This is a genomic window from Campylobacter sp. CNRCH_2014_0184h, assembly GCF_025772985.1.
Classification (GTDB): Bacteria; Campylobacterota; Campylobacteria; order Campylobacterales; family Campylobacteraceae; genus Campylobacter_D.
The window spans coordinates 139,845-162,501 of record NZ_JAKMTB010000001.1 but is presented as its reverse complement, the minus strand read 5'-3'; the positions used below and the strand labels follow the sequence as shown (position 1 = coordinate 162,501).

The following is a 22,657-nucleotide window of genomic DNA, read 5'->3' as shown; positions in this document are numbered from 1 at the left end:
GTAGGCCTTTTTCGAATTTTATTAATGGATTTTACTAAAATATTTTTGATTTTTTATATTTCATTATCATTTTTTTGATACATTTACACATTAAAATACTAAAAAAGGGAAATAATGAAAATTTTTGATATGGTAGTTATTGGTGCTGGCCCTGCAGGTATTGCAGCGGGAGTAGAAGCTAAAATAAAAAATAAAGAAGTTATTGTTTTAGAAAAAGCTGATGCGATTTGTCAAACCTTAGTAAAATTTTACAAAGAAGGCAAAAGAGTAGATAAAGCTTATAAAGGTTGTGATAGCACAAATCACGGGCATATAAATTTTGAAGATGGAACTAGAGAAAGTACGATAGAAACTTTCCAAAATACTATCAAAGAGTACAATCTTGAAGTAAAGCTTTCTAGTGAAGTTGAAAGTGTTAAAAAAGATGGAGAAAATTTCATCGTTAGCACCGCAAATGAAAATTATATTTGCAAAAATGCAGTTATTGCCATAGGTAGAATGGGTAAACCAAATAAACCAAGCTATACTTTACCTATAACTTTAACAAAAATCATTAATTTTAATGCAAATTCAGCAAGCCAAGGTGAAAAAATCTTAGTTGTAGGTGGTGGAAATTCAGCAGCAGAATACGCTATAGATTTAGCTAAAAATAACGATGTAACGCTTTGCTATAGAAGAGAAACTTTCTCAAGATTAAACGATATTAATCTAGAAGATATTCAAAAAGCTTTTGAACAAGGTAGTGTAAAAGCAAAACTTGGCATAGATATAACTGGCATTAAAGATGAAAATGGCAAAGCTAAAGTAAATTTTACTAATGACACAAATGAAATTTATGATCGTATTATTTATGCTATTGGGGGTTCAACTCCACTTGATTTCTTACAAAAATGCTCTATAGAAGTTGATGAAAAAGGTGTGCCAAGCTTTGATGAAAACAAAGAAAGCAATATAAAAGGATTATTTGTAGCAGGTGATATAGCGAGTAAAAACGGAGCTTCTATTGTAGTGGGTTTAAATGATTCATTTAAAATCTGCAATCATCTTTATAAATGCTAAAACTCTTTCAATACTCAAAAGGCTATCGTTATAATAATGATAGCCTTTTGCTTTTTGACTTTTTATCTAAAAATAATTTAAAAGGAAATATCCTTGATATAGGATGTGGTTGTGGAATTTTAGGACTTTTAATAAAGCAAAGATTTCCAAATTCAAATGTTTATCTACTAGATATCCAAGAGCAAAATATCAAACTAAGTTATAAAAATGCCAAAGAAAATAAACTTGAAATTCAAGGCATTTGTGAAGATTTTTTAAACTATAAAAGTGATATAAAATTTGATTTTTTAATCTCTAATCCTCCATTTTATAAAAAAAATACACAAAAAAGCCAAGATTTGCATTTATGTATATCAAGATATCAAGAATTTATGCCACTTGAGAAAATGTTTGCTAAAATAAATACTTTAATCAAACCAAATGGTAGTTTTTTTATGTGTTATGAGGCAAGTTTTTTAGATGAAATTTGTGCTTATTTAAAACATTTTAAATTAAAACTAGTTTCACTTCAATGTGTTCATACTAATGCACAAACTAACGCAAAACTTGTTTTAATGCATATTAAAAAAAATAGCAAAAGTCCATGCGCTATAATGCCTACACTTTTTATGTATGAAAATGATGTTTTAAATCCAAAAATTAGTGAAATTTATAAAAATACAGGAACTATAAGCTATGATGTGTGAAAAAGGTTTTGATTATTCTTTTGATGAAAGTGCTTGTGAAAAATGTGGTGGGAAGTGTTGCACTGGAGAAAGTGGGTATATCTATGCTAGCAAAGAAGAACTAGAAGCTATTGCTAGTTTTTTAAATTTAAACTTTGAAGCCTTTAAAGAACAATACCTCATCAAAGTTGGATTTAAATATAGCTTTAAAGAAGCAAAGTATGAAAATGGCTATCGTTGTATTTTTTTTGATACAATGTATAAAAAATGTTTAATTTACAAGCATAGACCAAAACAATGCAGAACTTTTCCATTTTGGGAGTATTTTAAAACACACAAAGAGGAGTTAAAAAAAGAATGTATAGGGGTTTGCTTTCACTAATTATAGTTTTTATCCTAACAAGCCTTGCTTTAGCCAAAGGTGAAGATAAAATCCTACAAGCACTTATTTATGAAGAGCATGGACAATTTCAAAAAGCATGTGATATTTATACAAATTTATTTCATGAAAATAATGAAAGTATTTATTTGCAAAAGGCTTTACTTTTAGCCTTAAGTGCCAATTTAAAACAAAAAGATGAGCTTTTAAAAGCTTCTAAAGACTTTTTAGAACACACAGCTATTGCAAGATTAAATGCTTTATATTTTTTTGAAATAGGAGATTATAAACAAGCTGAAGCTATACTTTATAAACTCATTAAAGAAGAACAAGATTATAGAAATTATGAAATATTAGGCGATATTTTTGCCAAAAAAGCTTTATATACTAAAGCTTTAGAACAATACAATCTTGCTTATAAGCTTTTTGAACATGAAAATTTATTACTTAAAATAGTTGAAATTAATATCAAAAATAAAAATATCAACCAAGCTAAAAAGACCTTAGAAGAATTTGTAAAAAACTCACACTGCACCCTTAAAACATGCACCCTACTTTTAAAAATTTATCAAGAACAAAAAGATTATAAAGCAAGCATCCAAACCCTTGAAAAGCTATATAAACTCAACAATGACATTAAATACATCTACGCTATGATAGAATTACTAGTACAAGAAAAAAATTATACTCAGGCTCTAAATTTAACCCAAAAATATAACATAGATCCTGATACTAAAATTTTCTTATACACACAAACAAAAGATTATGAAAAAGCTTATGAAATAGCTTTAAAACATTATGAACTTAGCAAAGATAAAAAATATCTTTCTATGGCAGGTGTTTTAGAATTTGAAATTCATATGGATCCTAAAAGTAAAAAAGTCACGGACCCAAAAATTCTAGCCTCTATCATGAAAAAATTTGAACAAAGCGTAGATGTGCGCAGTGATGCTTTATATCAAAACTACTATGGCTATGCTTTAATTGAATATGATATTGATATAGCCAAAGGTATAGAGTTAGTAGGCTGGGCGCTTGAACAAGAACCACAAAATCTTTACTATCTTGATTCTTTAGCTTGGGGGTATTATAAACTTAAAGATTGCAAAAAGGCTTATGAAATTTTGCAAAAAACACTGCATGATAAAGAATTTTCAAGCTCAGATGAAAGCAAAGAGCATTTAAAGGCCATCGAAAAATGTTTAAAACAATAGATTTAAAAAATCATTTTTCAAAAACACAAAAAATTCTTGAAAGTAAAAAAGAAATTTTTCCTTATGATATGTTAGGTAGAAGTCTAGCTTCTAATGCCTTTTATCCTAAAGATATTTATACACTTTTACTTGAAGGAAGCCTTTCACATTTTTTATATTCTAAAAATTTAAATTTTAATCATGAAAATTTCGATGCCATCATCTTACCAACAAGCCCTTTGCTTAATCAAGACATACAAAATTTAAGTCTTTTTAGACGCTATCATGAAAAACCTATTGTGCAATTTGATTTTATTTTTGATGAATATCAAATTTTAGAAAGCTTGGTATACGGGGCTGATGCATTTATTGTATTTCCTAAAATGCTAAAAACCATGCAACTAAAAAAGCTTTATAATTTTGCAATACATCTTGGTTTAGAGGCCATTTTTTACCTTGAAAGCAAAAGTGACCTTAATAATGCTATTTTAGCAGGAGCTAGAATTTTTTTATTAGAAGATGAAAAGCTATTACCTTTGATACCAAAAAATAAAGCTCTTATAAGTAAAAATATTAAAAATCTACATGCTTGCATAAAGGAGAGTTGATGGAGTATTTATACGCACCTTGGAGGGATGTTTATTTTAACAATAAAGATAAAAATTTTTGCCCTTTTTGTCATTGTAAGCATGAACTTAATGAAGATGAAAAACTTGGAGTGATTTTTAGAACTAAAGAATGTTTTGGCATTATGAATAAGTACCCTTATAGTCCGGGTCATTTTATGATTATCCCTTATGAGCATTTAGAAAATATAGAAGATTTAAGTGATGATACATGGCTAGAAATTAGCCATTTTGTGCGTATTGGAGTTAAAATTTTAAAAGAAAACTTTCATGCTAAGGGTGTTAATATAGGTATGAATTTAGGCAGCGCAGCAGGAGCTGGCATAGCACCACATTGTCATTATCATTTAATCCCAAGATGGCAAGGCGATACAAATTTTATCACTACCATAGGACAAACTAGAGTTTGCGGGAGCGATTTGGAAAAAGTTTATACCACCTTATGTAAAGCTTTTAAAGACTATGTATAAAGAAGTTGATTTTGGAAATTTTTTAAAATTTAATTTCGATCTTTTAATTGATGCAAGAAGTCCCAAAGAATACAAACTTGCTCATATAAAATCTGCGCAAAATTACTACGCACTCAATGATAATGAATTTGAAGAAATAGGCACACTTTATAAGAAAAATAAAGGCTTAGCTAAAGCAAAAGGCGCAAGTTATATTTGTAAAAATATGAGTGAGCATATTAATAAAATTTATCAAAATTATAAAATAGGCTCTTTAGTGGGAATTTATTGTGCAAGGGGTGGTAAAAGATCAAAAGCTATTGCTTTAATCTTAGCTGAACTTGGTTATAGGGTTGTAAGATTAGAAGGTGGATACAAAGCCTATAGAAGCTATGTGAGTGAGTTTTTTACTAAAGATTTAAATATTGAGTTTTTATGTCTTTGTGGTAATACAGCAAGTGGCAAAAGTGATTTAATCCAAACTTTAGATAATGCTTTAGATTTAGAAAAACTAGCCAACCACCAAGGATCAAGTTTTGGTAAAATTTACGGAGAACAACCAAGCCAAAAAGCTTTTGAAGATGAATTGTTTTATTTTTTAAAAGATTATACTTATAAAACTTGTTTTATAGAAGCTGAAAGTAGACAAATTGGAAATTTAACTATCCCGCTAAATTTATACAATAGCATGCAAAAAGCTAAGAAAATTTGGTGTGAGTGTGATATAAATTTACGCATTCAAAGAGTTTTGAAAAACTACACTCCTATGGATAAAAAAGTATTTTATCAATGCGTTGAAAAAATATCACCTTATATCAGCAAGGATTTTAAATTAAGACTTTGTCAAAATTATGAAGAAAATAATTTAGAACTTTGTGTAAAAATGCTTTTTGAATATTATGATAAAGTATATAAAAAACCCGTAAAAATTGATTATTTTATCAATAGTTCTAATTTAGATGAAGCTAAAAAACATCTTATGAGTTTAAACTCATAAGATTGTATTTACAAAGATAATAAAAATAATGCTTGAAAGAATTCCAGCAACCGGTAAAGTAATCACCCATGCTAAACCAATAGGTTTCATCATAGCCCATTTAGCATCTTTATTAAATACTCCTATACCTAAAATTGCACCAATTAAAATATGGGTTGAGCTAACTGGAATTCCAAGTTGGGTAGCTAAAAGTATAACAACACTTGCGCCAAGTTCAGCACTAAAGCCTGTTGTTGGTTTAATTTCGGCAAGTTTTGAACCCACAGTTTGAATAACTTCTTTACCTAAAAACCAAAGTCCAATAACCAAAGCTATACCAAACATAAGCATTACAGCAAAAGGCACTGGTGAGCTAGGATTAATGGTGTTATTTTTAAGTACATCTAAAATAGCAGCAAATGGTCCAAGAGCATTAGCTATATCATTAGCTCCATGCGAAAAAGCAAAACTTGAAGCAGTAAAAATTTGAAACCATGAAAAAATCTTTTCTATAGTCTTATTAACCTGCGTTTTTTTCATCAATCTCACAACTGCCAAAGTAACAATATAAGCAAAAATAGAGATAATCGATACTATCCATAAATTTTGCATTACATCTAAAGTAGAAACATTATTTAAACCCTTAAACAAAAACATGGAAGCAATAGTCAATGCACCTACACCTGCTATTAAAGGAACGTGAAATTTCATTCTTGAGAAAACATCTATGTTTTTTTCTTTTTCTTTTAATTCTTTGATTTTTAACTTATATTCACTTCTTTTTTCATCATCATCTAAAACAATAGCACTAAGTTCTTTGATTTGCTCTTCTTGACTTTTGTTTTTTAAATTTTTAAAATATTCTTCTTTAAATGCTTTTTTTTCTTTTTTGATTTCTTTTACTACAAGAGTTATTTCTTCTGATGGCTTTAGGATTTTTTTATAAATATAAGCATAAATTAAATACGCCACAAGCCCGCCAAGCAAAGGCGAAATAATCCAACTCATAGCTATTTTATAAATACCATTCCAATTTACCATAGATAATGCTTGATCTTGATCAAAAAATACAAAGCCCATAGCAATACTTGAACCTACAATACCTCCTATAATACTATGAGTAGTAGAAACTGGAAGTCCTTTTTTAGTCGCCACAAAAAGCCAAATTCCTGAACTTAGCAAAGCTGAGAGCATTACGCATACAAACACCATAGGATTAATTCCATCAGGTAAAACTACTATACCACTTCTTATAGTATTTGTTACTTCTCCCCCTGCAAATACAGCCCCACTTAATTCAAATACCGCTGCAATAATCAAAGCTTGTTTTATAGTAACAGTTTTAGCTCCCACGCTAGTACCAAATGAATTTGCTACATCATTACCACCAACATTAAAGGCCATGAAAATACCAAATACACTAGCAAGAATAAATAATATCATGGAATTATTAGGAATATAATTATATCCCCAAACAAAAAAGCATAAAACACTCACAATAAAAATAAAAAATGCAATAGCATTATCTTTACTCAAGCATTCTCCTTAAGAATTTATTTTAATGAATTAATTTTAGTAACTTTTACTTAGTTTTTTCTTTGATTTTTAAAAATTGCAAAGCAGATTTCACTGCTTGCATATAACTTTGTAAATTAATTTTTTCATTTTTATATGCCCTATCATAAGCTGTTCCATGATCAACGCTAGTGCGAATTATAGGTAAATTTAAACTCACATTAATACTTTTTTCAAAATACAAAGCCTTTAAAGGTGCCAAGCCTACATCATGGTACATACTCACCAAATACTTGCATTTACTTAACGCAAAAGGAGTAAAAGCACTATCAGCCACCAAAGGCTCACTTAAATAAATATTTTCCTTATAAGAGAGTTCTTTTTCTTTTTGACTTAAAAAATCTTCATTTTCTAAATTTTGCAAATTTAACGCACAATCTTTTAAAAATACATTTGCCATTCTTATAGCTTTTTTTATTTCCTGCTCTTCTTCTCCACCTATTACACCATTATCACTTGCATGAGGGTTAAAACTTAAAACACCGATTTTCTCAAATAAAGTGCATTGATAAAAATTAATTAAAAATTGCGCAAGCTCAAAAGCCTTAATCTCTTTAAAAACATCTCTTAAAGCCATATGCTCAGTATATAAAGCCACAAAAAGCTCATCACACCCTAACATCATAATAGCATCTTGTTTGAAAAAATCTCTTAATGCCTCAGTATGACCTTTATAGTTCACTCCCCCTATTTGCCAAGTCTTTTTATTAATCGGTAAAGTTACCAAAGCATCTAAAAATAAATGTGTGCAATAACTAGCTCCTTCAAAACTTAAAAAAGAATAAACCCCACTTTTAGCGTCTAAATTCGCAGGATTTAACTCAAAATCAAAATCAATAATTTTACTAGCTTGATATGAAAACTCATAAATTAAAAAATTTTCTTTTTCTTCTTTAAAAGCAAATTGTGGTTTTGAAGCATTAGAAATTTCAACTAAATTGATTTTAGATTTAGGATTTATTTTCAAAAGTTTATTTGCTTTTTGAAATAATTCATAATGCACAAAATAATAAGGCTCGCAAATTTTTACTAGCTCATCATGACAAGCTAATAAAATTTGCATACCTATGCCATTTAAATCCCCTATGCTAATAGCAATTTTTTTCATCTTTTAATCAAAGCTTTCATTTGCAATATAGCTTTTTCTAAGCCCACAAAAACCGATCTTGCTACTATACTTTGGCCTATATTTAACTCTTCTATTTCTAAAATATCTACGATATTTTTTACATTTTTATAATTAAGCCCATGTCCAGCTGCCACTCTTAAATTTAAATCCTTAGCCAAACTTGCACTTTGTTTTAATCTTTGGAGTTCATTTTCCAAAAGCTTTTTGAGTTCATTTTTACTTAAAATTAATTCAGGCAATGCATAAGAAGTTTGATTGATATTAGTATATAGTGCATTATAAATATTAGCATACAAACCTGTATGAAGCTCTATAAAATCAGCATTTAAAGAAGATGATTTTTTAATATCTTCTAAATTTGGATCAATAAATAAAGAAACTTCGATTTGCTCTTGCTTTAAAACATTAATAGCTTCTTGTAGTTTTTCATTATCTAAATTTAAACCACCTTCTGTTGTAAGTTCTTGTCTTTTTTCAGGCACTAAAGTAACGCGTGAGGGTTTGTATTTTAAAGCATACTCTATCATATCAATAGAGCATTCTAAATTCACTACACACTTGCAATATTTTAAGATATTTTCTAAATCAAACTCATTAGCATGACGACGATCTTCTCTTACATGGATAGTGATTTGATCAGCTAAATTTGCACTCAAAAACGCAGCTTCAAGCAAATCAGGATCATTTACTTTTCTAGCTTCTCTTAAAACTGCTATATGATCGATATTAACCCCTAAAAGCATAAGTTTTCCTTATAAGTTTTTTGCTATTATACTTTAAATTTTTTAAGGAGAGCTAGTGCTAGGTATTGATATGGGTTCAAATACATTAAGAGCTGTTTTAATGGATGAGAATTTTAATAAACTAAAAAGCGAAGAATTTATCATAGGGACAGCTAAAAATATGCAAAATGACATCATTAGCGATGAAGCCATAGAAAGAATTTTTAACGCTTTAAAAATCTTAAAAGAAAAAAACTATGATTTAAGTCAAGCCAAAGCAGTCGCTACAGCTGCTTTTAGAAAAGCAAAAAATACTAAGCTTATTTTTGAAAAAATTCAAAAAGAATTTAAACTTGATGTAAAATTAATCGATGCAAAAACCGAAGCAAAACTAAGTATTTTAGGTATGCAAGAGCGTCTTAAAGCTCTTAAGCTTTTTAGAAAAGACCTAAACTATTGTGATTTAGGCGGTGCTTCTTGTGAAATTTCAAATGAAAAGTTTAGCAAAAGTTATGATTTTGGAATCATTAGTTTTTATGAAAGAATGCATTTTAAAACCATAAAACCAAGTGCTTATGTAAGATTTTTTAAAAAATATCCACAAAATCTTGCACGTATTAAAGATGAAAAATTAAAAATTCATCTAAGCCCCTACCCTGCGCATTTAAAACAACTTGCCCTAAAAGCTTTTAATCTTAGTAAAGATATAAAATTAAAAGGAAATTTTTTCATATTAAATTCAGGAGTACCTACCACACTTTGCGCTTATAAACAAAACACAAAATACAAAGATTACTTAGAAGAAAGTGTAAATGGTAAAATACTCAAACGCAAAGATTTTTTTGATTTTGCTTTAAAAATTTGGAATTTAGAACAAGAAAAAGCTAAAATTTATCTTGGAGAAAATAGAAAAAAATACCTCATAGCAGGTTCAATGATACTTTTTGCTTTATTTAATAAGCAAAAGCTCATTGTGATTGATGATGGTGTTAGAGAAGGTGTGTGTATAGCGCATTTTAAAAATATCAAATTTTAAAGGAGAAAAAATGAGTTTAAAAGATCAAATTTTAGAAGATATTAAAGAAGCTATGCGTAATAAAGATGATTTTAAAAGAAACACTTTGAGAACGCTTAATGCTAGCTTTAAACAAATAGAAGTTGATGAAAGAATCACACTTAATGATGAAAGAATATATAAAATCATTGCAAGCGAGATTAAAAAACGAAATGAAGCAGCACTTGCTTTTAACAAAGGCTCTAGAGAAGATTTAGCACAAAAAGAACTCCAAGAAGCAGCTATTTTAAGTGCTTATTTACCAAAACAACTTAGCGATGAGGAATTAGAAAGTGAGCTAAAAAAACTTATAGATAAATTACAAATTAGCTCTTTAAAAGAACAAGGTATTTTGATGAAAGAAGCTAAAGTAATTTTTGGCGCAAGCGTTGATGGTAAAAGACTTAATGAAATGGTAAGAAAGCTTTTAGCATGAAAAAAGTTTTAACACTTTGTGCCTTAGCTTTAAGCTCTTTTGCTTATACTCAATATGAATTACATCCTAGCTTTAAAGCTTATTTTAAAGACTGCTCTTTATTGATGGATAAATATTATTATATTAATTGTTATGATTATAATTATAAAGGCACTAAGGCTATTGCCTATAAACTAGAAGCTAAAATTTTAAATCAAGGACACATCAAAAAACGCCCAAGATTTCAAGAAGATACCAACATACCTAAAAAATACAGAACTTATTGGGAGGATTATTTAAGAAGTGGTTATACAAGAGGACATGTCGTGCCAAATCAATCCATGAATGCAACCCCACAAGCTCAACTTAGCACTTTTTTAATGAGCAACATAACTCCGCAAAAAAAAGATATTAATGCAGAAATTTGGAATGAAATCGAACAAAGAGAAAGATATTTAGCAAAGAAAAATAAAGAATTAGAAGTCTTAAATTTAGTACTTTATGATGATAAGCCAAAACGCATTAAAAACAACATAGCCATTCCTAGTTTTTATGTCAAAATTCTTAAGGCTAAAAATTTCAGTGAATGTTATAAAGTACCAAATAATGATAATTTTGCAAGATTTGATAGAAATTATTTTAAGGAAGATTGTAAAAAATATATTGATTAAACTAGAAGCAACAAGGCTTCTAGTTTAGTTTTTACTCAACTTCAGCATCGATTACATCATCGTCTTTTTTCTTTTGAGCGTTTGGTTCTTCTTTTTTATACATATTTTCTGCTAATTTATGAGAAACTTCACTTAAAGCTTTCATTTTGCCTTCGATTTCTTCTTTAGAAGCATTAGCATTTTTCAATGTCTCTTTTAACTCATCTAAAGCTTTTTGAATATTTGTTTTATCATCATCACCTACTTTATCTCCAAGTTCACTTAAAGATTTTTCTACTTGATGCACTAAGCTATCAGCAGCATTTCTAGCTTCTACTGCTTCTTTGCGTTTTCTATCTTCTTCTTTGTGAAGCTCTGCATCTTTTACCATGTTGTTGATTTCTTCTTCACTTAGTCCACTTGAACCTGTGATTTTAATCTCTTGAGCTTTACCTGTAGCTTTATCTTTTGCGCTAACTGTTAAAATACCATTTGCATCAATATCAAAAGTTACTTCAATTTGTGGCATGCCGCGAGGTGCTGGTGGAATTCCTTCAAGATTGAAATTTCCTAAAGATTTATTATCACGGCTAAATTCTCTCTCACCTTGTAAAACATTGATAGTAACTGCGCTTTGATTATCTTCAGCAGTTGAGAAAACTTGCTCTTTTTTAGTTGGTATAGTTGTACCTTTTTCGATGATTTTAGTCATCACACCACCTAAAGTTTCAATGCCTAAAGAAAGCGGAGTAACATCAAGCAATAATACATCTTTAACATCACCTTTAATAACCGCACCTTGAATCGCCGCACCTATTGCAACAACTTCATCAGGATTTACTGATTTATTAAGCTCTTTTCCAAAAGCTTTTTTAACTTCTTCTTGTACCAGTGGAACACGGGTAGAACCACCCACCATAACGATTTCTTTTACTTCGCTTTTATCAAGCCCTGCATCTTTTACTACTTCGTTAATCTTACTAATAGTTTCAGCAACTAAGCCATCAATCATACTTTCAAATTTAGCTCTTGTTAGAGTTTTAGTTAAGTGTTTTGGACCACTTGCATCAGCTGTGATAAATGGTAAATTAATATTAGTTTCATTAGCTGAACTTAATTCTTTTTTAGCATTTTCAGCTGCTTCTTTTAATCTTTGTAAAGCCATTACATCGTTTTTAAGATCAATACCTGTTTCATCTTTAAACTCATTTGCTAAAAAGTCGATTAATTTATTATCAAAATCATCACCACCTAAAAATGCATTACCACCGGTTGCTAAAACTTCTACAACATTATCACCTGTTTCAAGCACAGTAACATCAAATGTACCACCACCTAAATCATAAACTACAATTTTTTCACTTTCTTTTTTATCAAGTCCGTAAGCCAAAGCTGCTGCAGTTGGTTCGTTAATAATTCTTAATACATTCAATCCTGCAATTTGTCCTGCTTCTTTTGTAGCTTTTCTTTGTGCATCATTAAAATATGCAGGAACAGTAATAACCGCATCTTCTACTTTTTCACCCAAGAAAGCCTCTGCATCTTCTTTTAACTTCATTAAAACTTTTGCTGAAATTTCTTGTGGAGTATAAATTTTACCTGCTATTTCAATCGCACAAGCCCCATTTCTCTCTGTGATATGATAAGGTAAGCGATTTTTAGCTTCTTTTGCCGCTTCTTCATTGATCATCAAACCCATAATTCTTTTTATAGAATAAATAGTTTTTTCAGGATTAGTCACAGCTTGACGCTTAGCACTATCTCCAACTAAAACTTCTCCCTTATCTGTAAAAGCAACTACCGAAGGAGTAGTGTTTTTACCTTCTTTATTTGGGATAACTTTACTCTCACCTCTTTCATATACACTCACACAAGAATTTGTTGTACCTAAATCTATACCTATAACTTTTGCCATTTTTTATCCTTTTTATTAAATTTTATTTTGCAACACTAACTTTTGCTGATCTAATTACTCTATCATTCATCATATAGCCCTTTTGTAAAAGCTGAACGATATGATTGCTTTCATGATCAGCGCTTTCAACATGAAACATCGCTTCATGTAAATTTGGATCAAACTCACCATTTGCTTCTATTGCTTTAACCATATGTTTTTCAAGTTTTTTCAAAAGCAAATCTAAAGTGTTTTGAACCCCTTCTTTTATTTTCAAACTTAATTCATCATTAGCTTCTACATTAATAGCCGCCTCTAATGCATCAACTACATCAAGCAAATCTTTAGCAAAACTTTCATTTGCATAAATTGTTGCTGCAATTTTTTCTTTTTCCATTCTTTTTTTGATATTTTCAAATTCAGCATTTGCTCTTAAATAAGTATCTTTTAACTCATTATACTCTGCTTGAAGTTTTTCTAATTCATTGTTTTGATTTTCTGAATTTTCCACTGCTTCTTCTTGCATTTGCTCATTTTGCTTTTCTTCGCTCACGCAGCCTCCTTTATAATATTTAACATTGTTTTAAAATCAGAATACACACTACCGGCAAAAACCACATTAGATTCTTTACCTAAAAATGTACTCTTAAGCTTTAATCCCATAAAACCCTCTTCAAATAAAGGATCAAATTGCAATTTATCGTTAAAATAAAATCCAATTTGAGGAGATAAAAGCTTAGCAAATTCATCATTTTGATAAATTTGATAAGCTTTACTCTCATTATATCTATAATAAACCATAGCCCCTTTTAACATAGCAATTTTTTCTAACAACTCTTTAAACTCAACTCTAAAAGCTAAATTTTCAATACTTTTTAGATCAAGTCCTATAAGTCTTTGTAAAAAAATTAAACTATCTTGACTAAATCTTAAAACCAACTCATTTTGTCCAAAATCAAGTATGATAAATTTATCATTAACCTTAGTAATATCTTGCAAAATAAGCTCATCACCACCATAAACTAAGGTATAAATTTCAAACTTATCAAGCAAAAACTCTAGCAAAGCAAGATCGTTAATCACAATCTCATCTTCGCAAAGTTGCTCATACCAATAAGCCTTCATAGCAGTAAAAGTTGGTATGCGACCACTGCTAATGTGAAGTTGTGTTAATACACCCTCATCGCTTAATTTTTTAAAATAAACTCTTATAGTAGAAGCAGGTATGCTAACTTTATGATTTAACTCATTAGAACCCACAGGATTATTACCCTCTAAATAGGTCTCAATGATGGTTTTTAAAATTAAATCTTTTTTACTATAAGACTTCACTATAAAACCTTAGTTTTTTATTTTAGCACTCAATGTTTTTAAGTGACAAAATAATTATACAACTTTAGTATAATAATGTCAAGTTATTTTTAAATAAAAATATTTAAAATTATTTAGTCTATATAACTAAAGTTTATTTAGTTATTTATATATAATATATAAAAATTTCTTTTTCAGTTTTTTTAAAAGAAAAGATAATATAATTGCGTCTAGCAATATTTTTTAAAAGGTTTATAATAATGAAAAATCTTACTTTAAGAGAAAAGCAAGATCTAGAAGCTTATGTGTTTTCTAATATAGAAAGAAAAAAAATGGCTTTAAGTAGAATTTTAAAATTATATTATTTAAGATTTTTTAGATTAGTTTTTTAATTTATATTTTTTCATACCTTCTTTTGTAAAAGATAAGTCTTTAAAATCAGGAGATGAGATTAACTCCATACAAGTTTTATCTAAATTTTCCATTCCGCTTATTTGCATACTAGCTTGCAAATTTTCATCTAAATATAAATCAAAAACTACACAAGCGTGATTATTAACCTTGTAAAGAATTTTTCCACCTTTTTTCTCATCTAGTTCATACACTTGTAATTTATAATTTTTACTCATTTTTTTAATTTCATTTGCAAAAGATTGATGTAAGGTATAATAAATCATAAAATCACGCATTATGTTTTTAATATCAGCAATTTCTTTTCTTAGTTTTGATAAATCTTTAGTGTATAAGCTTATAAATTGCGTATTTAAGTATTCATTTAGACTTTTTTCGTTTAAATTTTCACACAATGGATAAATTTTAACCACAAAAGCCTTATCTTTAGCAAGTACTATATCTACACAAGCTTGTTTGTTTTGTTTGTATTCTAAAAATAAAGCTTGACTTGAGTTTAAATTTAGCGTGTTTTGCTTATTATAAGCAAAATCACTTAAATCTTCATAGATATTTGCATAAGAAAAAATTCCCGCAAAAAGCAATAAAAAAATTTTCATTCAAATAAATCTTTATGATGATTTTTTAAGTACTCTACTACTTCTAAGATCTCATCAACTCCTTCTTTTTGAGTATTTTGACAAACCTCATCAATACAGTCAATATAAACTCCAATTGCTTTTTCTAATTTTGCTCTTTTTACCCCAGCAAACAAAAGCATTGCCTCTAAAACTATGCTTAATTCATATTGTAAATTTTCTATTTCTTCTTTAAAATCATGATTTGTTTTCATTGTTTTCCTTTAATTCTTTGCTTTTAATTAAATCTACAAATTGTGCTTTTATGAAATCATAATTAGAGCTATCTTTATACGCAGCAAACAATCCACCACTAGCATTTTTATGCCCTCCCCCATTGACCAAACTTTTAGCCATCAAACTCACATCGATTTTATTATTTGCTCTAAAACTTAAGGTTTTTCTCGAACTAAGATCAACAAAAAAATCAAAATCGGGATTTTGCATTAAAAAATCATTTCCAATTACAGAAGTATTGCCTATATTTGAAGTTAATAAACCTTTACTTCCTTTATAAAATACACTAAATTTTTCTTTATTTACACTTAGTCTTTCTACCACAAATTTGGAAATTAAATTGCTTAAGGTGTCATCATTTTCTTTTTTGAAAAAAGATTTTTTTAAACCATGTAAATCATCATCTAAATTAATATGAGCATTTTTTTGATGAATGTATTTTCTACAAACATCAAAAAGATAAAAAAGATATTTGATATTTTCTTGTGCAAACATTACTCTATTGATTTCTTTTGCTCCAGAAACCATACCAAGCAATACTTTTCCAAGTTCAAAATTCTCATCTTCACTCAACCAAATATCTACTGCATTTACCACATCTACAAATTCTGACAAAGCCTTATTTTCGCCATAACATTTACTAAAAAAATCATAAACAATCTTAGTAGCACATCTTTTATCATCTAAAAAATACCAAGGATATTTTTGCATACATTCTAAGCCACTTTGATGATGATCTAAAAGTAAAAGCTTAATTTTTTTTCCTTCTATGGCTTTTTGAAAATCTTCACATTGACTTAATGTTAAATTTAAATCTGTGATTAAAATCACAAATTCTTCATTAGGATTTTGCTTTAAATCTTCCTCTATATTTTTAAAAATCACATTAAAATTTTCATTAATCTCTTTACCATAATTAGAATTATAAAAATAACAATTCTTAAAATAAAAATCTAGCACATACTGACAAGCATAGCCATCTAAATCCGTATGTGAAAGATGATAAATTTTCATATTTTTCCTTTATAAATTATCAACTTTTATGATACCTTCTGTTTCAAATTTGGTATTTTCTGCAATCTCAGCAAAACTTAAAACTGTAATATTAATACCAAAATTAGAACAAATATCAGCAATAAATTTTCTAAGTTGCGGCTCAACACAAAGCAAGAAAGGTTTAATTCTTGTATTTGCTACACTTGCAAGTTCAGCTTTTAAAGCTTCTACTAAAGCGCCAGTTTGAGCTACATTTATCATTAAATGATACGAACCATCTTTAAACTGCACATGCTCCATTAATTTTGCAGCCGCAGCTGCATCAAAAATATAAAAGCTAATTTGCCCTTTTTCATCCACATATAAATTTGTAATTGCTCTTGCTAAAGAAGCTCTTACATGCTCAATAATCATATCCAAACTCTTACTTACTTCAGCTATATCACTAATTGATTCTAAAATCGTAAGCATATCTTTAATAGGAATATGCTCTTTAAGTAAAGCTTTTAAAACTTTTTGAATTAAACCTATACTAGCAACTCTTAAACAATCATCTACTACGATAGGATAATCATTTTTGATTTTATCTAATAAATTTTGAACCTCTTGTTTAGTTAAAAGTTCTGAAGCATTGGCTTTTATAAGCTCGCTCATATGGGTTGAAATCACACTTGCTGGATCAATTACAATATAACCATTTAGCGTTGCCTCATCTTTTAAAGATGATTCTATCCATAAAGCATCAGAATTAAAAGCAGGTTCTTTAGTAGCTATACCTTCGATAGGTTCAGTTATAAAACCACTATCCATAGCTAGATATTTATCAGGATAAATTTCAGCACTAGCTATGCCCACACCTTTGAGTTTAAAAGTATATTCATTAGGCTTTAATTGTAAATTATCTCTAATTCTAATTTTTGGCATCAAAAAGCCTAAACTTTGAGCTATATTGCGTCTTGTTGATCTAATACGCTCTGTTAATTCACTTTCTGCTAATTTAATAAGTCCATAGCCTAATTCTAATTCTAAAATTTCTAATTTTAAAATATCTGTGATTTTGTTTTCTTCTTCTTTTAAAATTTCTTCCTCACTGCGTTTTTGAGGTTTAGCTTGCTCTTGCTCATCAACTTCTTGGGATTTTTTAGCCGAAATTGTATTGATTTGAATTTTACCTTCTTGCACTTGTTTTATCATATAACCAAGACCCAAAAACACCAAAGCCATAAAACCCAAAGAAAAATGTGGTAAACCAGGCACTAAAGCAAAAATAAATAAAACAAAACCTACAATTAATAGTGTTTTGTATTCTCCTAAAAGCTGATTAATAGAACCTTCAGCAAAATTATCCTCATCTTTACTAGCACGCGTGATGATAATTGCAGTTGCTGTTGAAGTGATAAGCCCAGGAATTTGAGAAACAAGTCCATCACCTATTGTTAATATAGTATAAGTTGAAGCACATTCTCCAAGCTCCATATCATGCTGAAAATAACCTATCATAAACCCGCCAATTAAATTTACAATGGTGATAATAATCCCAGCAACAGCGTCCCCTTTTATAAATTTAGAAGAACCATCCATTGCTCCATAAAAATTTGCTTCGGCTATAATTTCTTGGCGTCTTGCGCGTGCAGTTTTTTCATCAATCAAACCTGCATTTAAATCCGCATCAATAGCCATCTGCTTACCTGGCATTGCATCAAGGGTAAATCTTGCTTGAACCTCAGAAACCCTTGTACTACCTTTGGTTACAACCATAAAATTAATCAAAACCAAAATACAAAAAACAACCATACCTATAACATAATTGCCACCAACAACAAATTCACCAAAACTTGCCACTATATCACTAACAGCTGCTGGACCTTGATGACCCTCACTCAAAATCATACGCGTTGTAGCAATATTAAGCGAAAGTCTAAAAAGTGTGATGATCAAAATCAACGTTGGAAAAGTTGTTAAATCCGTAGGCTTTGGTATATACAAAGAAATTAAAATAATTAAAACCGAAATGGCAATACTTAAAGCAAGAAAAAAGTCTAAAACTATACTTGGTAAAGGCACTATAATAATTGCTAAAATTGCAATAATTACGGCTACTATAGTTAAACTTTTTGCCTTTAAAATAGGTGCAACAAGCGGAGCAACCCAAGGCAATACTAAGCTAAAAATATCTCTTTTAGCCATTATTTTGAATAATATCCTCTAAGGTAATAGAAACTAAAAAATCATCTATCTTATTTTGAAGTTTCACTAAAACTGGCATAATTTTGCAATTATCCTCTTTTTGAGAAGGACAAATTCCATTACTACATTCAAAAACATTAATAGATTTTTTCTCTACGCTATTGATAATTTCTTTTAAAGTGTATTCACTTGGCTGCTTAATAAGCGCAAAACCACCCTTAGCTCCCTTGTAAGACTTCAAAAGTGCATCTTTAGCAAGAGCTTGTAAAATTTTTGCTAAAAAACTTTTAGGTATATCTAAGACATTTGACATAGTATCTACATCTTGTGGTTCTTGGGATTTTGCTATATGAATTAAAGATAATAAAGCATATTCGCTAGCTTTGGTAAATAACATTTGTTCCTTTCAAGTTATAAATAAAATATATTATTGGTTATTAATAAAAATTTTTATTATATCAAAAATAAGTATCGATAAATATTAAATTTCATATTTTTTAAATTTCAGCATTCTTTTTGGTTTTTTAGTTATAATTACAATTTTTATTTTAATACCGCTCAGGAGGTCTATTATGGCTTTAGATTCGGCTAAAAAAGCAGAAATAGTTGCAAAATTTGCTAGAAAAGAAGGAGATACAGGTTCTCCAGAAGTTCAAATCGCACTTTTAAGCGCAAGAATTTCAGATTTAACAGAACATTTAAAAATCTACAAAAAAGATTTTTCTTCTCGCTTAGGTCTTTTAAAGCTTGTTGGTCAAAGAAAAAGACTTTTATCTTATCTAAAAAGAAAAGATTATCAAGCTTATTCTAAATTAATTAGCGAATTAAACTTAAGAGATAAATAAGCTTCGTGCTTATTTATCTTTAATATATTTTTTATTACATTTATTTACTACTACTTTAATTTAAGTTTTCAAAATTTCATCGTTTTATTCACAAGAGTTTCACAGTGTGAATTTACCTTCTAAGCACCTAAAAATAGCACTTTAAGTTTTAAACTAAAAAATATTTTTCACATTTAATTTTATTGATTTTTAATATTTTTTCACTTTTGCTATAAAAAACCCATCTGCATAGTCATCTGGTAAAACTCTTTTAGCAAATGATAAATCAAATTCATCACTCTTTGCACATATAAAATCAACATTAACCAAATTAAAATCAAGCAATTCTAATTTAAAATTTTCATTTCTTAATGCATTTTCTAAAACTGCTTCATTTTCTTCTCTTAAAAATGTACAAGTGCTATATACTAATTCTCCGCCATGTTTTAAAGCTAATAATGCTGAATGCAAAAGCTTTTTTTGCAAATTTGCAATTTGCTTAATTTCTTTTGTGTTTTTTTGGATTTCAAAACCCATTTTTGCAAAAGTTGAGCAAGGTGCATCAAGTAAAATTTTATCAAATTTCAAAGGACAAGCCTTGCCTATAGTACGTGCGTCTTTTAAGAAGCATTTTACAATTTTAACTTGATAATTTTCCATAGTTTTTTTTAAGGTAAAAAAACGTGTTTTAGATAATTCACAACTTGCTAAATAACCCTCATTTTGCATAAAATTAGCCAAATTTAAACTTTTTCCACCAGGAGCTGCACACATATCTAATACACTCTCACCAGCTTTAACATCCAAAGCTTTAGCACATAAATACGAAGAATAATTTTGTATATAAAACTTACCCTCATTAAAAGCTTTCATTGAGCTTAGTTTGCTTTTGAAGATACTTGGAATTTTATAACAATTCAGATCAATTTTTTCAAATTCTATATTTTCATTATTTAAAATTTCTTCTAATTCATCATTATCAACAAGCAAGGAATTTCTAAAAATATTAATATATTTTTCTTGATTAAAACTTTGAAGGATTTGTTCTTTTTGCTCTTTTGTATAAATTTCATCTAAAGCTGTATTTAAATCAAGTAAGGCCATAAAAATCCTTTAAAAACAAATACGCAGCTAAAGAATCAAGTTTGCCATCTTTTTTCTTTAAATTCACCATGCCAAGTTCTTGTGCATTTTTAGAACTAAAACTCTCATCGACAAAAAAAACTTCTTTGTCAAAATCAAGTAAAGATATGAAATGTTCCACCCTTTTTCGCATTTCATCTTCACTAGATCCACCTAAAGGAATTCCTACTACTAAAGTATTTATATCATACTCTTTGATGTACTTTTTTACCTCATTTGCTGCTTGGTTACGGTTTTTTCTAATAATAGCTTCAAGTGGCATAGCTATACTTTTATTAACACACAAAGCAACACCAATACGCTTTAAGCCTATATCTAATGCTAAAGTTTTCATAAGCAAGATCTTATTTTCACTCCAGATATTTCCACTAAACCCTCAAGTTCATACTCATAAACTCTATCGCCAAATTTTTTCAAAACTTTTTCTAAATCGTCTTCATGTTTTAAAAAACTTAACAAATCATCTTCACTTTGCTCATAATGAAGCCCTCCAAACATTTTTGCAAATTCATCAAAATCATGAATTAAATTTGCCTTTTTTGTAGCTAAAAGCAAATTTGTTCCTTCGCTTTCATTTTTCCTATGAGGTAATACATATATAGGTTTATTCATACCTAAAGCAAGTCTTGCACTTTGCATAGAACCACTTTTTAAATCAGCTTGAGCTATTATAACAACCTCGCTTAAAGCAATAATAAGTCTATTTCTTAATAAAAAATCATAGGGTTTTGCCTTGTAATTTCCTTCATTTTCACTTAAGGCTAATGCATTTTCATAAATATTTAAAATTTCATTTGTGTTTGCTTTTGGATAAATCTCATCAAGCCCATTAGCAAATATAGCTATGGTTTGAGGGTAAGCTATTTTAGCTGCTTGGATATCAACCCCCAAAGCCCCGCCACTTACCACACAAACCTTAGCTTTTTTTAACAAAGTCACCAATTCAACAAGACAATTTTTAGTATAAACACTCATTTTTCTAGAACCTATAACAGCTACTTTTCTAGCATTTAAAAGCTCTAAATTACCTTTATAATAAATCTTTGAAGGCGGATTTAAAAGATTTTTAAAATCTTCAATATTCTCAATAAATTTCATTTAAATACACAAGCTCAACTGAATTTAGCAATTCTTTACTTTGCACCAAGGCCTTAAAAGTCTTTTCTCTTGGATGACCAATAGCGATAGCAAAACCTTTCTTTTTTGCCTCTTCTACTGCTTGTTTGAGTTGATTTTTAATATATGCTATATCATCTTCATTGTCCAAAAAAACATCTCTAGCTATATAAGGTTGTTCAAAATGACTTACTAAATTTTTAGCTTTAGAATTTCCTATAGTTCTTGAATCTACAAAAATAAAATCATTTTGTTTAAAGGCGCTAAATAATTTTTCCATAGCCTGCTTATTTGCAGTAAATAAACTTCCTGTGTGGTTGTTAATAAATTTTACTTTTGGAAATTGCTCTTTTACAAAAGCTACGCGCTTGCTTATTTTTTGCATATCATCACTAGGGTGTAAGGTATTTAATTCTGCCTTGTCATATTTTATAGCAGCAAGGGGCAAATGCACCATAAAAAAGTCAAAATCCTTTGCGAACTCAGCTGTATAGGGATGATGTTTATCAGGCGGAAAAAAAGATGGGATTAATTTTAAATTTGTTTTTTTAAGCATATCTACATGAGTGTGACTTGCCATATCATCTATAATAATTGCTAGACGAGGTTTGGTATTTTTTTGCACTAGGATTTGAGTTTTATTATCCTCATTTTTATCTGATATATTTTGCTCTTTATTGATTAATTCTTTGCTTGCATTTTGATCTATTATTTCTAAAATTAAAGTTTGATTATCCTCTTTAGTTTGATTTAACTCTGTATTTGCAGGGTTTAAATTTAAAATTTCACTAATATTTTTATCTAAAAATTCTAATTTTTCATTTTCTAAAGTCAAATTTATATCATTAAAACTAAAATTATTTTCTTGCTCTTTTGTGGGTAGTAATGGTTCTTTTTGAATTATGGTTTGATTGAAATCTAAAACTTTATTTTCTTCTTTTTTTAAAAACAAAGCTCCAAATGCAAAAAGAAAAATTCCAAACACAACCAAACAAAGTGCTAGAAGCACTTTGTATTTTTTATTTATAG

27 protein-coding genes are annotated in these 22,657 nt (G+C 28.9%); 12 read left to right on the top strand and 15 right to left on the bottom strand.

Translation table 11 applies throughout. The annotated features are described in order from the left end of the window. Window positions 1-114: 114 nt before the first annotated feature. Genes L8X36_RS00860 through mnmH form a run of 7 tightly spaced genes read left to right on the top strand, consistent with a single transcriptional unit; the run spans window position 115 to window position 5,368 of the window. Window positions 115-1,059, top strand: coding sequence for an NAD(P)-binding domain-containing protein (locus L8X36_RS00860; RefSeq protein ID WP_263682160.1), 945 nt, complete (start codon window positions 115-117; stop codon window positions 1,057-1,059). After that, entirely contained in the window at window positions 1,053-1,745 is a 693-nt protein-coding gene (locus tag L8X36_RS00855) for a tRNA1(Val) (adenine(37)-N6)-methyltransferase (RefSeq protein ID WP_263682159.1), read from the top strand. The genes L8X36_RS00860 and L8X36_RS00855 overlap by 7 nt, the downstream gene beginning before the upstream one ends. Beyond that, window positions 1,735-2,106 carry a YkgJ family cysteine cluster protein gene (locus L8X36_RS00850; RefSeq protein WP_263674548.1) on the top strand — a complete coding sequence of 124 codons (372 nt, stop codon included), beginning with the start codon at window positions 1,735-1,737 and terminating at the stop codon, window positions 2,104-2,106. Before L8X36_RS00855 ends, L8X36_RS00850 begins: the two co-directional genes overlap by 11 nt. After that, a complete protein-coding gene (locus tag L8X36_RS00845) occupies window positions 2,082-3,317 on the top strand; it encodes a tetratricopeptide repeat protein (RefSeq protein ID WP_263682158.1) in 1,236 nt (411 codons plus the stop codon). Before L8X36_RS00850 ends, L8X36_RS00845 begins: the two co-directional genes overlap by 25 nt. After that, the gene (locus tag L8X36_RS00840; RefSeq protein WP_263682157.1) at window positions 3,302-3,904 is read left to right on the top strand and encodes an indole-3-glycerol-phosphate synthase TrpC; all 603 of its coding nucleotides are present in this window, start codon (window positions 3,302-3,304) and stop codon (window positions 3,902-3,904) included. The genes L8X36_RS00845 and L8X36_RS00840 overlap by 16 nt, the downstream gene beginning before the upstream one ends. Continuing rightward, complete coding sequence (locus L8X36_RS00835) at window positions 3,904-4,392, top strand: HIT family protein (RefSeq protein WP_263682156.1); 489 nt, start codon at window positions 3,904-3,906, stop codon at window positions 4,390-4,392. The genes L8X36_RS00840 and L8X36_RS00835 overlap by 1 nt, the downstream gene beginning before the upstream one ends. Then, complete coding sequence (gene mnmH / locus L8X36_RS00830; RefSeq protein ID WP_263682155.1) at window positions 4,385-5,368, top strand: tRNA 2-selenouridine(34) synthase MnmH; 984 nt, start codon at window positions 4,385-4,387, stop codon at window positions 5,366-5,368. Before L8X36_RS00835 ends, mnmH begins: the two co-directional genes overlap by 8 nt. Here the strand turns inward: mnmH and L8X36_RS00825 are convergent. Genes L8X36_RS00825 through L8X36_RS00815 form a run of 3 tightly spaced genes read right to left on the bottom strand, consistent with a single transcriptional unit; the run spans window position 5,363 to window position 8,794 of the window. Next, the gene (locus tag L8X36_RS00825; RefSeq protein ID WP_263682154.1) at window positions 5,363-6,883 is read right to left on the bottom strand and encodes an inorganic phosphate transporter; all 1,521 of its coding nucleotides are present in this window, start codon (window positions 6,881-6,883) and stop codon (window positions 5,363-5,365) included. The two genes, mnmH and L8X36_RS00825, sit on opposite strands and share 6 nt — an antisense overlap. 46 nt (window positions 6,884-6,929) lie before the next feature. After that, complete coding sequence (pdxA, locus tag L8X36_RS00820) at window positions 6,930-8,030, bottom strand: 4-hydroxythreonine-4-phosphate dehydrogenase (protein WP_263682153.1); 1,101 nt, start codon at window positions 8,028-8,030, stop codon at window positions 6,930-6,932. Further along, window positions 8,027-8,794 carry a pyridoxine 5'-phosphate synthase gene (locus L8X36_RS00815; protein WP_263682152.1) on the bottom strand — a complete coding sequence of 256 codons (768 nt, stop codon included), beginning with the start codon at window positions 8,792-8,794 and terminating at the stop codon, window positions 8,027-8,029. Before L8X36_RS00815 ends, pdxA begins: the two co-directional genes overlap by 4 nt. Before the next feature lie 55 nt (window positions 8,795-8,849). On the opposite strand from L8X36_RS00815, the gene L8X36_RS00810 reads away from it, so the two are divergent. From L8X36_RS00810 to L8X36_RS00800, 3 genes are read left to right on the top strand one after another with little or no spacing between them, the layout of a single operon-like run. After that, window positions 8,850-9,809, top strand: a complete 960-nt coding sequence (locus L8X36_RS00810; protein WP_263682151.1) for a Ppx/GppA family phosphatase — start codon at window positions 8,850-8,852, stop codon at window positions 9,807-9,809. Window positions 9,810-9,819: 10 nt separating this feature from the next. Next, a complete protein-coding gene (locus tag L8X36_RS00805) occupies window positions 9,820-10,263 on the top strand; it encodes a GatB/YqeY domain-containing protein (protein WP_263682150.1) in 444 nt (147 codons plus the stop codon). Beyond that, window positions 10,260-10,913, top strand: coding sequence for a DNA/RNA non-specific endonuclease (locus L8X36_RS00800; RefSeq protein WP_047208365.1), 654 nt, complete (start codon window positions 10,260-10,262; stop codon window positions 10,911-10,913). Before L8X36_RS00805 ends, L8X36_RS00800 begins: the two co-directional genes overlap by 4 nt. A gap of 31 nt (window positions 10,914-10,944) precedes the next feature. Here the strand turns inward: L8X36_RS00800 and dnaK are convergent, their stop codons facing one another. From dnaK to L8X36_RS00785, 3 genes are read right to left on the bottom strand one after another with little or no spacing between them, the layout of a single operon-like run. After that, window positions 10,945-12,807 carry a molecular chaperone DnaK gene (gene dnaK / locus L8X36_RS00795; RefSeq protein ID WP_263682149.1) on the bottom strand — a complete coding sequence of 621 codons (1,863 nt, stop codon included), beginning with the start codon at window positions 12,805-12,807 and terminating at the stop codon, window positions 10,945-10,947. A gap of 22 nt (window positions 12,808-12,829) precedes the next feature. Further along, window positions 12,830-13,339 carry a nucleotide exchange factor GrpE gene (grpE, locus tag L8X36_RS00790; RefSeq protein ID WP_263682148.1) on the bottom strand — a complete coding sequence of 170 codons (510 nt, stop codon included), beginning with the start codon at window positions 13,337-13,339 and terminating at the stop codon, window positions 12,830-12,832. Then, a complete protein-coding gene (locus tag L8X36_RS00785) occupies window positions 13,336-14,118 on the bottom strand; it encodes an HrcA family transcriptional regulator (protein ID WP_263682147.1) in 783 nt (260 codons plus the stop codon). The genes grpE and L8X36_RS00785 overlap by 4 nt, the downstream gene beginning before the upstream one ends. Window positions 14,119-14,357: 239 nt before the next feature. Between L8X36_RS00785 and L8X36_RS00780 the strand changes: the two genes are divergently transcribed. Continuing rightward, window positions 14,358-14,489, top strand: coding sequence for a hypothetical protein (locus L8X36_RS00780; RefSeq protein WP_256374638.1), 132 nt, complete (start codon window positions 14,358-14,360; stop codon window positions 14,487-14,489). Here the strand turns inward: L8X36_RS00780 and L8X36_RS00775 are convergent. Genes L8X36_RS00775 through L8X36_RS00755 form a run of 5 tightly spaced genes read right to left on the bottom strand, consistent with a single transcriptional unit; the run spans window position 14,478 to window position 18,942 of the window. Continuing rightward, on the bottom strand, window positions 14,478-15,107 hold the full coding sequence (locus L8X36_RS00775) for a hypothetical protein (RefSeq protein ID WP_263682146.1): 630 nt from the start codon (window positions 15,105-15,107) through the stop codon (window positions 14,478-14,480). The genes L8X36_RS00780 and L8X36_RS00775 overlap by 12 nt on opposite strands. Then, window positions 15,104-15,340 carry a hypothetical protein gene (locus tag L8X36_RS00770; protein ID WP_066008728.1) on the bottom strand — a complete coding sequence of 79 codons (237 nt, stop codon included), beginning with the start codon at window positions 15,338-15,340 and terminating at the stop codon, window positions 15,104-15,106. Before L8X36_RS00770 ends, L8X36_RS00775 begins: the two co-directional genes overlap by 4 nt. Next, window positions 15,324-16,376: a DHH family phosphoesterase gene (locus tag L8X36_RS00765; RefSeq protein ID WP_039618500.1), complete on the bottom strand. Its 1,053-nt coding sequence runs from the start codon at window positions 16,374-16,376 to the stop codon at window positions 15,324-15,326. The genes L8X36_RS00770 and L8X36_RS00765 overlap by 17 nt, the downstream gene beginning before the upstream one ends. A gap of 9 nt (window positions 16,377-16,385) precedes the next feature. Continuing rightward, window positions 16,386-18,545, bottom strand: coding sequence for a flagellar biosynthesis protein FlhA (flhA, locus tag L8X36_RS00760; RefSeq protein WP_263682145.1), 2,160 nt, complete (start codon window positions 18,543-18,545; stop codon window positions 16,386-16,388). After that, window positions 18,538-18,942, bottom strand: a complete 405-nt coding sequence (locus tag L8X36_RS00755; protein ID WP_263663184.1) for an Rrf2 family transcriptional regulator — start codon at window positions 18,940-18,942, stop codon at window positions 18,538-18,540. The genes flhA and L8X36_RS00755 overlap by 8 nt, the downstream gene beginning before the upstream one ends. A 175-nt stretch (window positions 18,943-19,117) precedes the next feature. Here L8X36_RS00755 and rpsO point away from each other — a divergent pair, with 175 nt between their 5' ends. Further along, a complete protein-coding gene (rpsO, locus tag L8X36_RS00750; protein WP_012661650.1) occupies window positions 19,118-19,390 on the top strand; it encodes a 30S ribosomal protein S15 in 273 nt (90 codons plus the stop codon). A gap of 189 nt (window positions 19,391-19,579) precedes the next feature. On the opposite strand, the gene L8X36_RS00745 is transcribed toward rpsO, so the two are convergent. From L8X36_RS00745 to L8X36_RS00730, 4 genes are read right to left on the bottom strand one after another with little or no spacing between them, the layout of a single operon-like run. Further along, the gene (locus tag L8X36_RS00745; RefSeq protein WP_263682144.1) at window positions 19,580-20,473 is read right to left on the bottom strand and encodes an RsmB/NOP family class I SAM-dependent RNA methyltransferase; all 894 of its coding nucleotides are present in this window, start codon (window positions 20,471-20,473) and stop codon (window positions 19,580-19,582) included. After that, window positions 20,460-20,846, bottom strand: coding sequence for a Holliday junction resolvase RuvX (gene ruvX, locus L8X36_RS00740; protein ID WP_263678693.1), 387 nt, complete (start codon window positions 20,844-20,846; stop codon window positions 20,460-20,462). Before ruvX ends, L8X36_RS00745 begins: the two co-directional genes overlap by 14 nt. Next, a complete protein-coding gene (locus tag L8X36_RS00735) occupies window positions 20,843-21,610 on the bottom strand; it encodes a DNA-protecting protein DprA (RefSeq protein WP_263682143.1) in 768 nt (255 codons plus the stop codon). The genes ruvX and L8X36_RS00735 overlap by 4 nt, the downstream gene beginning before the upstream one ends. After that, window positions 21,597-22,655 carry a divergent polysaccharide deacetylase family protein gene (locus L8X36_RS00730; RefSeq protein WP_412175667.1) on the bottom strand — a complete coding sequence of 353 codons (1,059 nt, stop codon included), beginning with the start codon at window positions 22,653-22,655 and terminating at the stop codon, window positions 21,597-21,599. The genes L8X36_RS00735 and L8X36_RS00730 overlap by 14 nt, the downstream gene beginning before the upstream one ends. Window positions 22,656-22,657 lie beyond the last annotated feature (2 nt).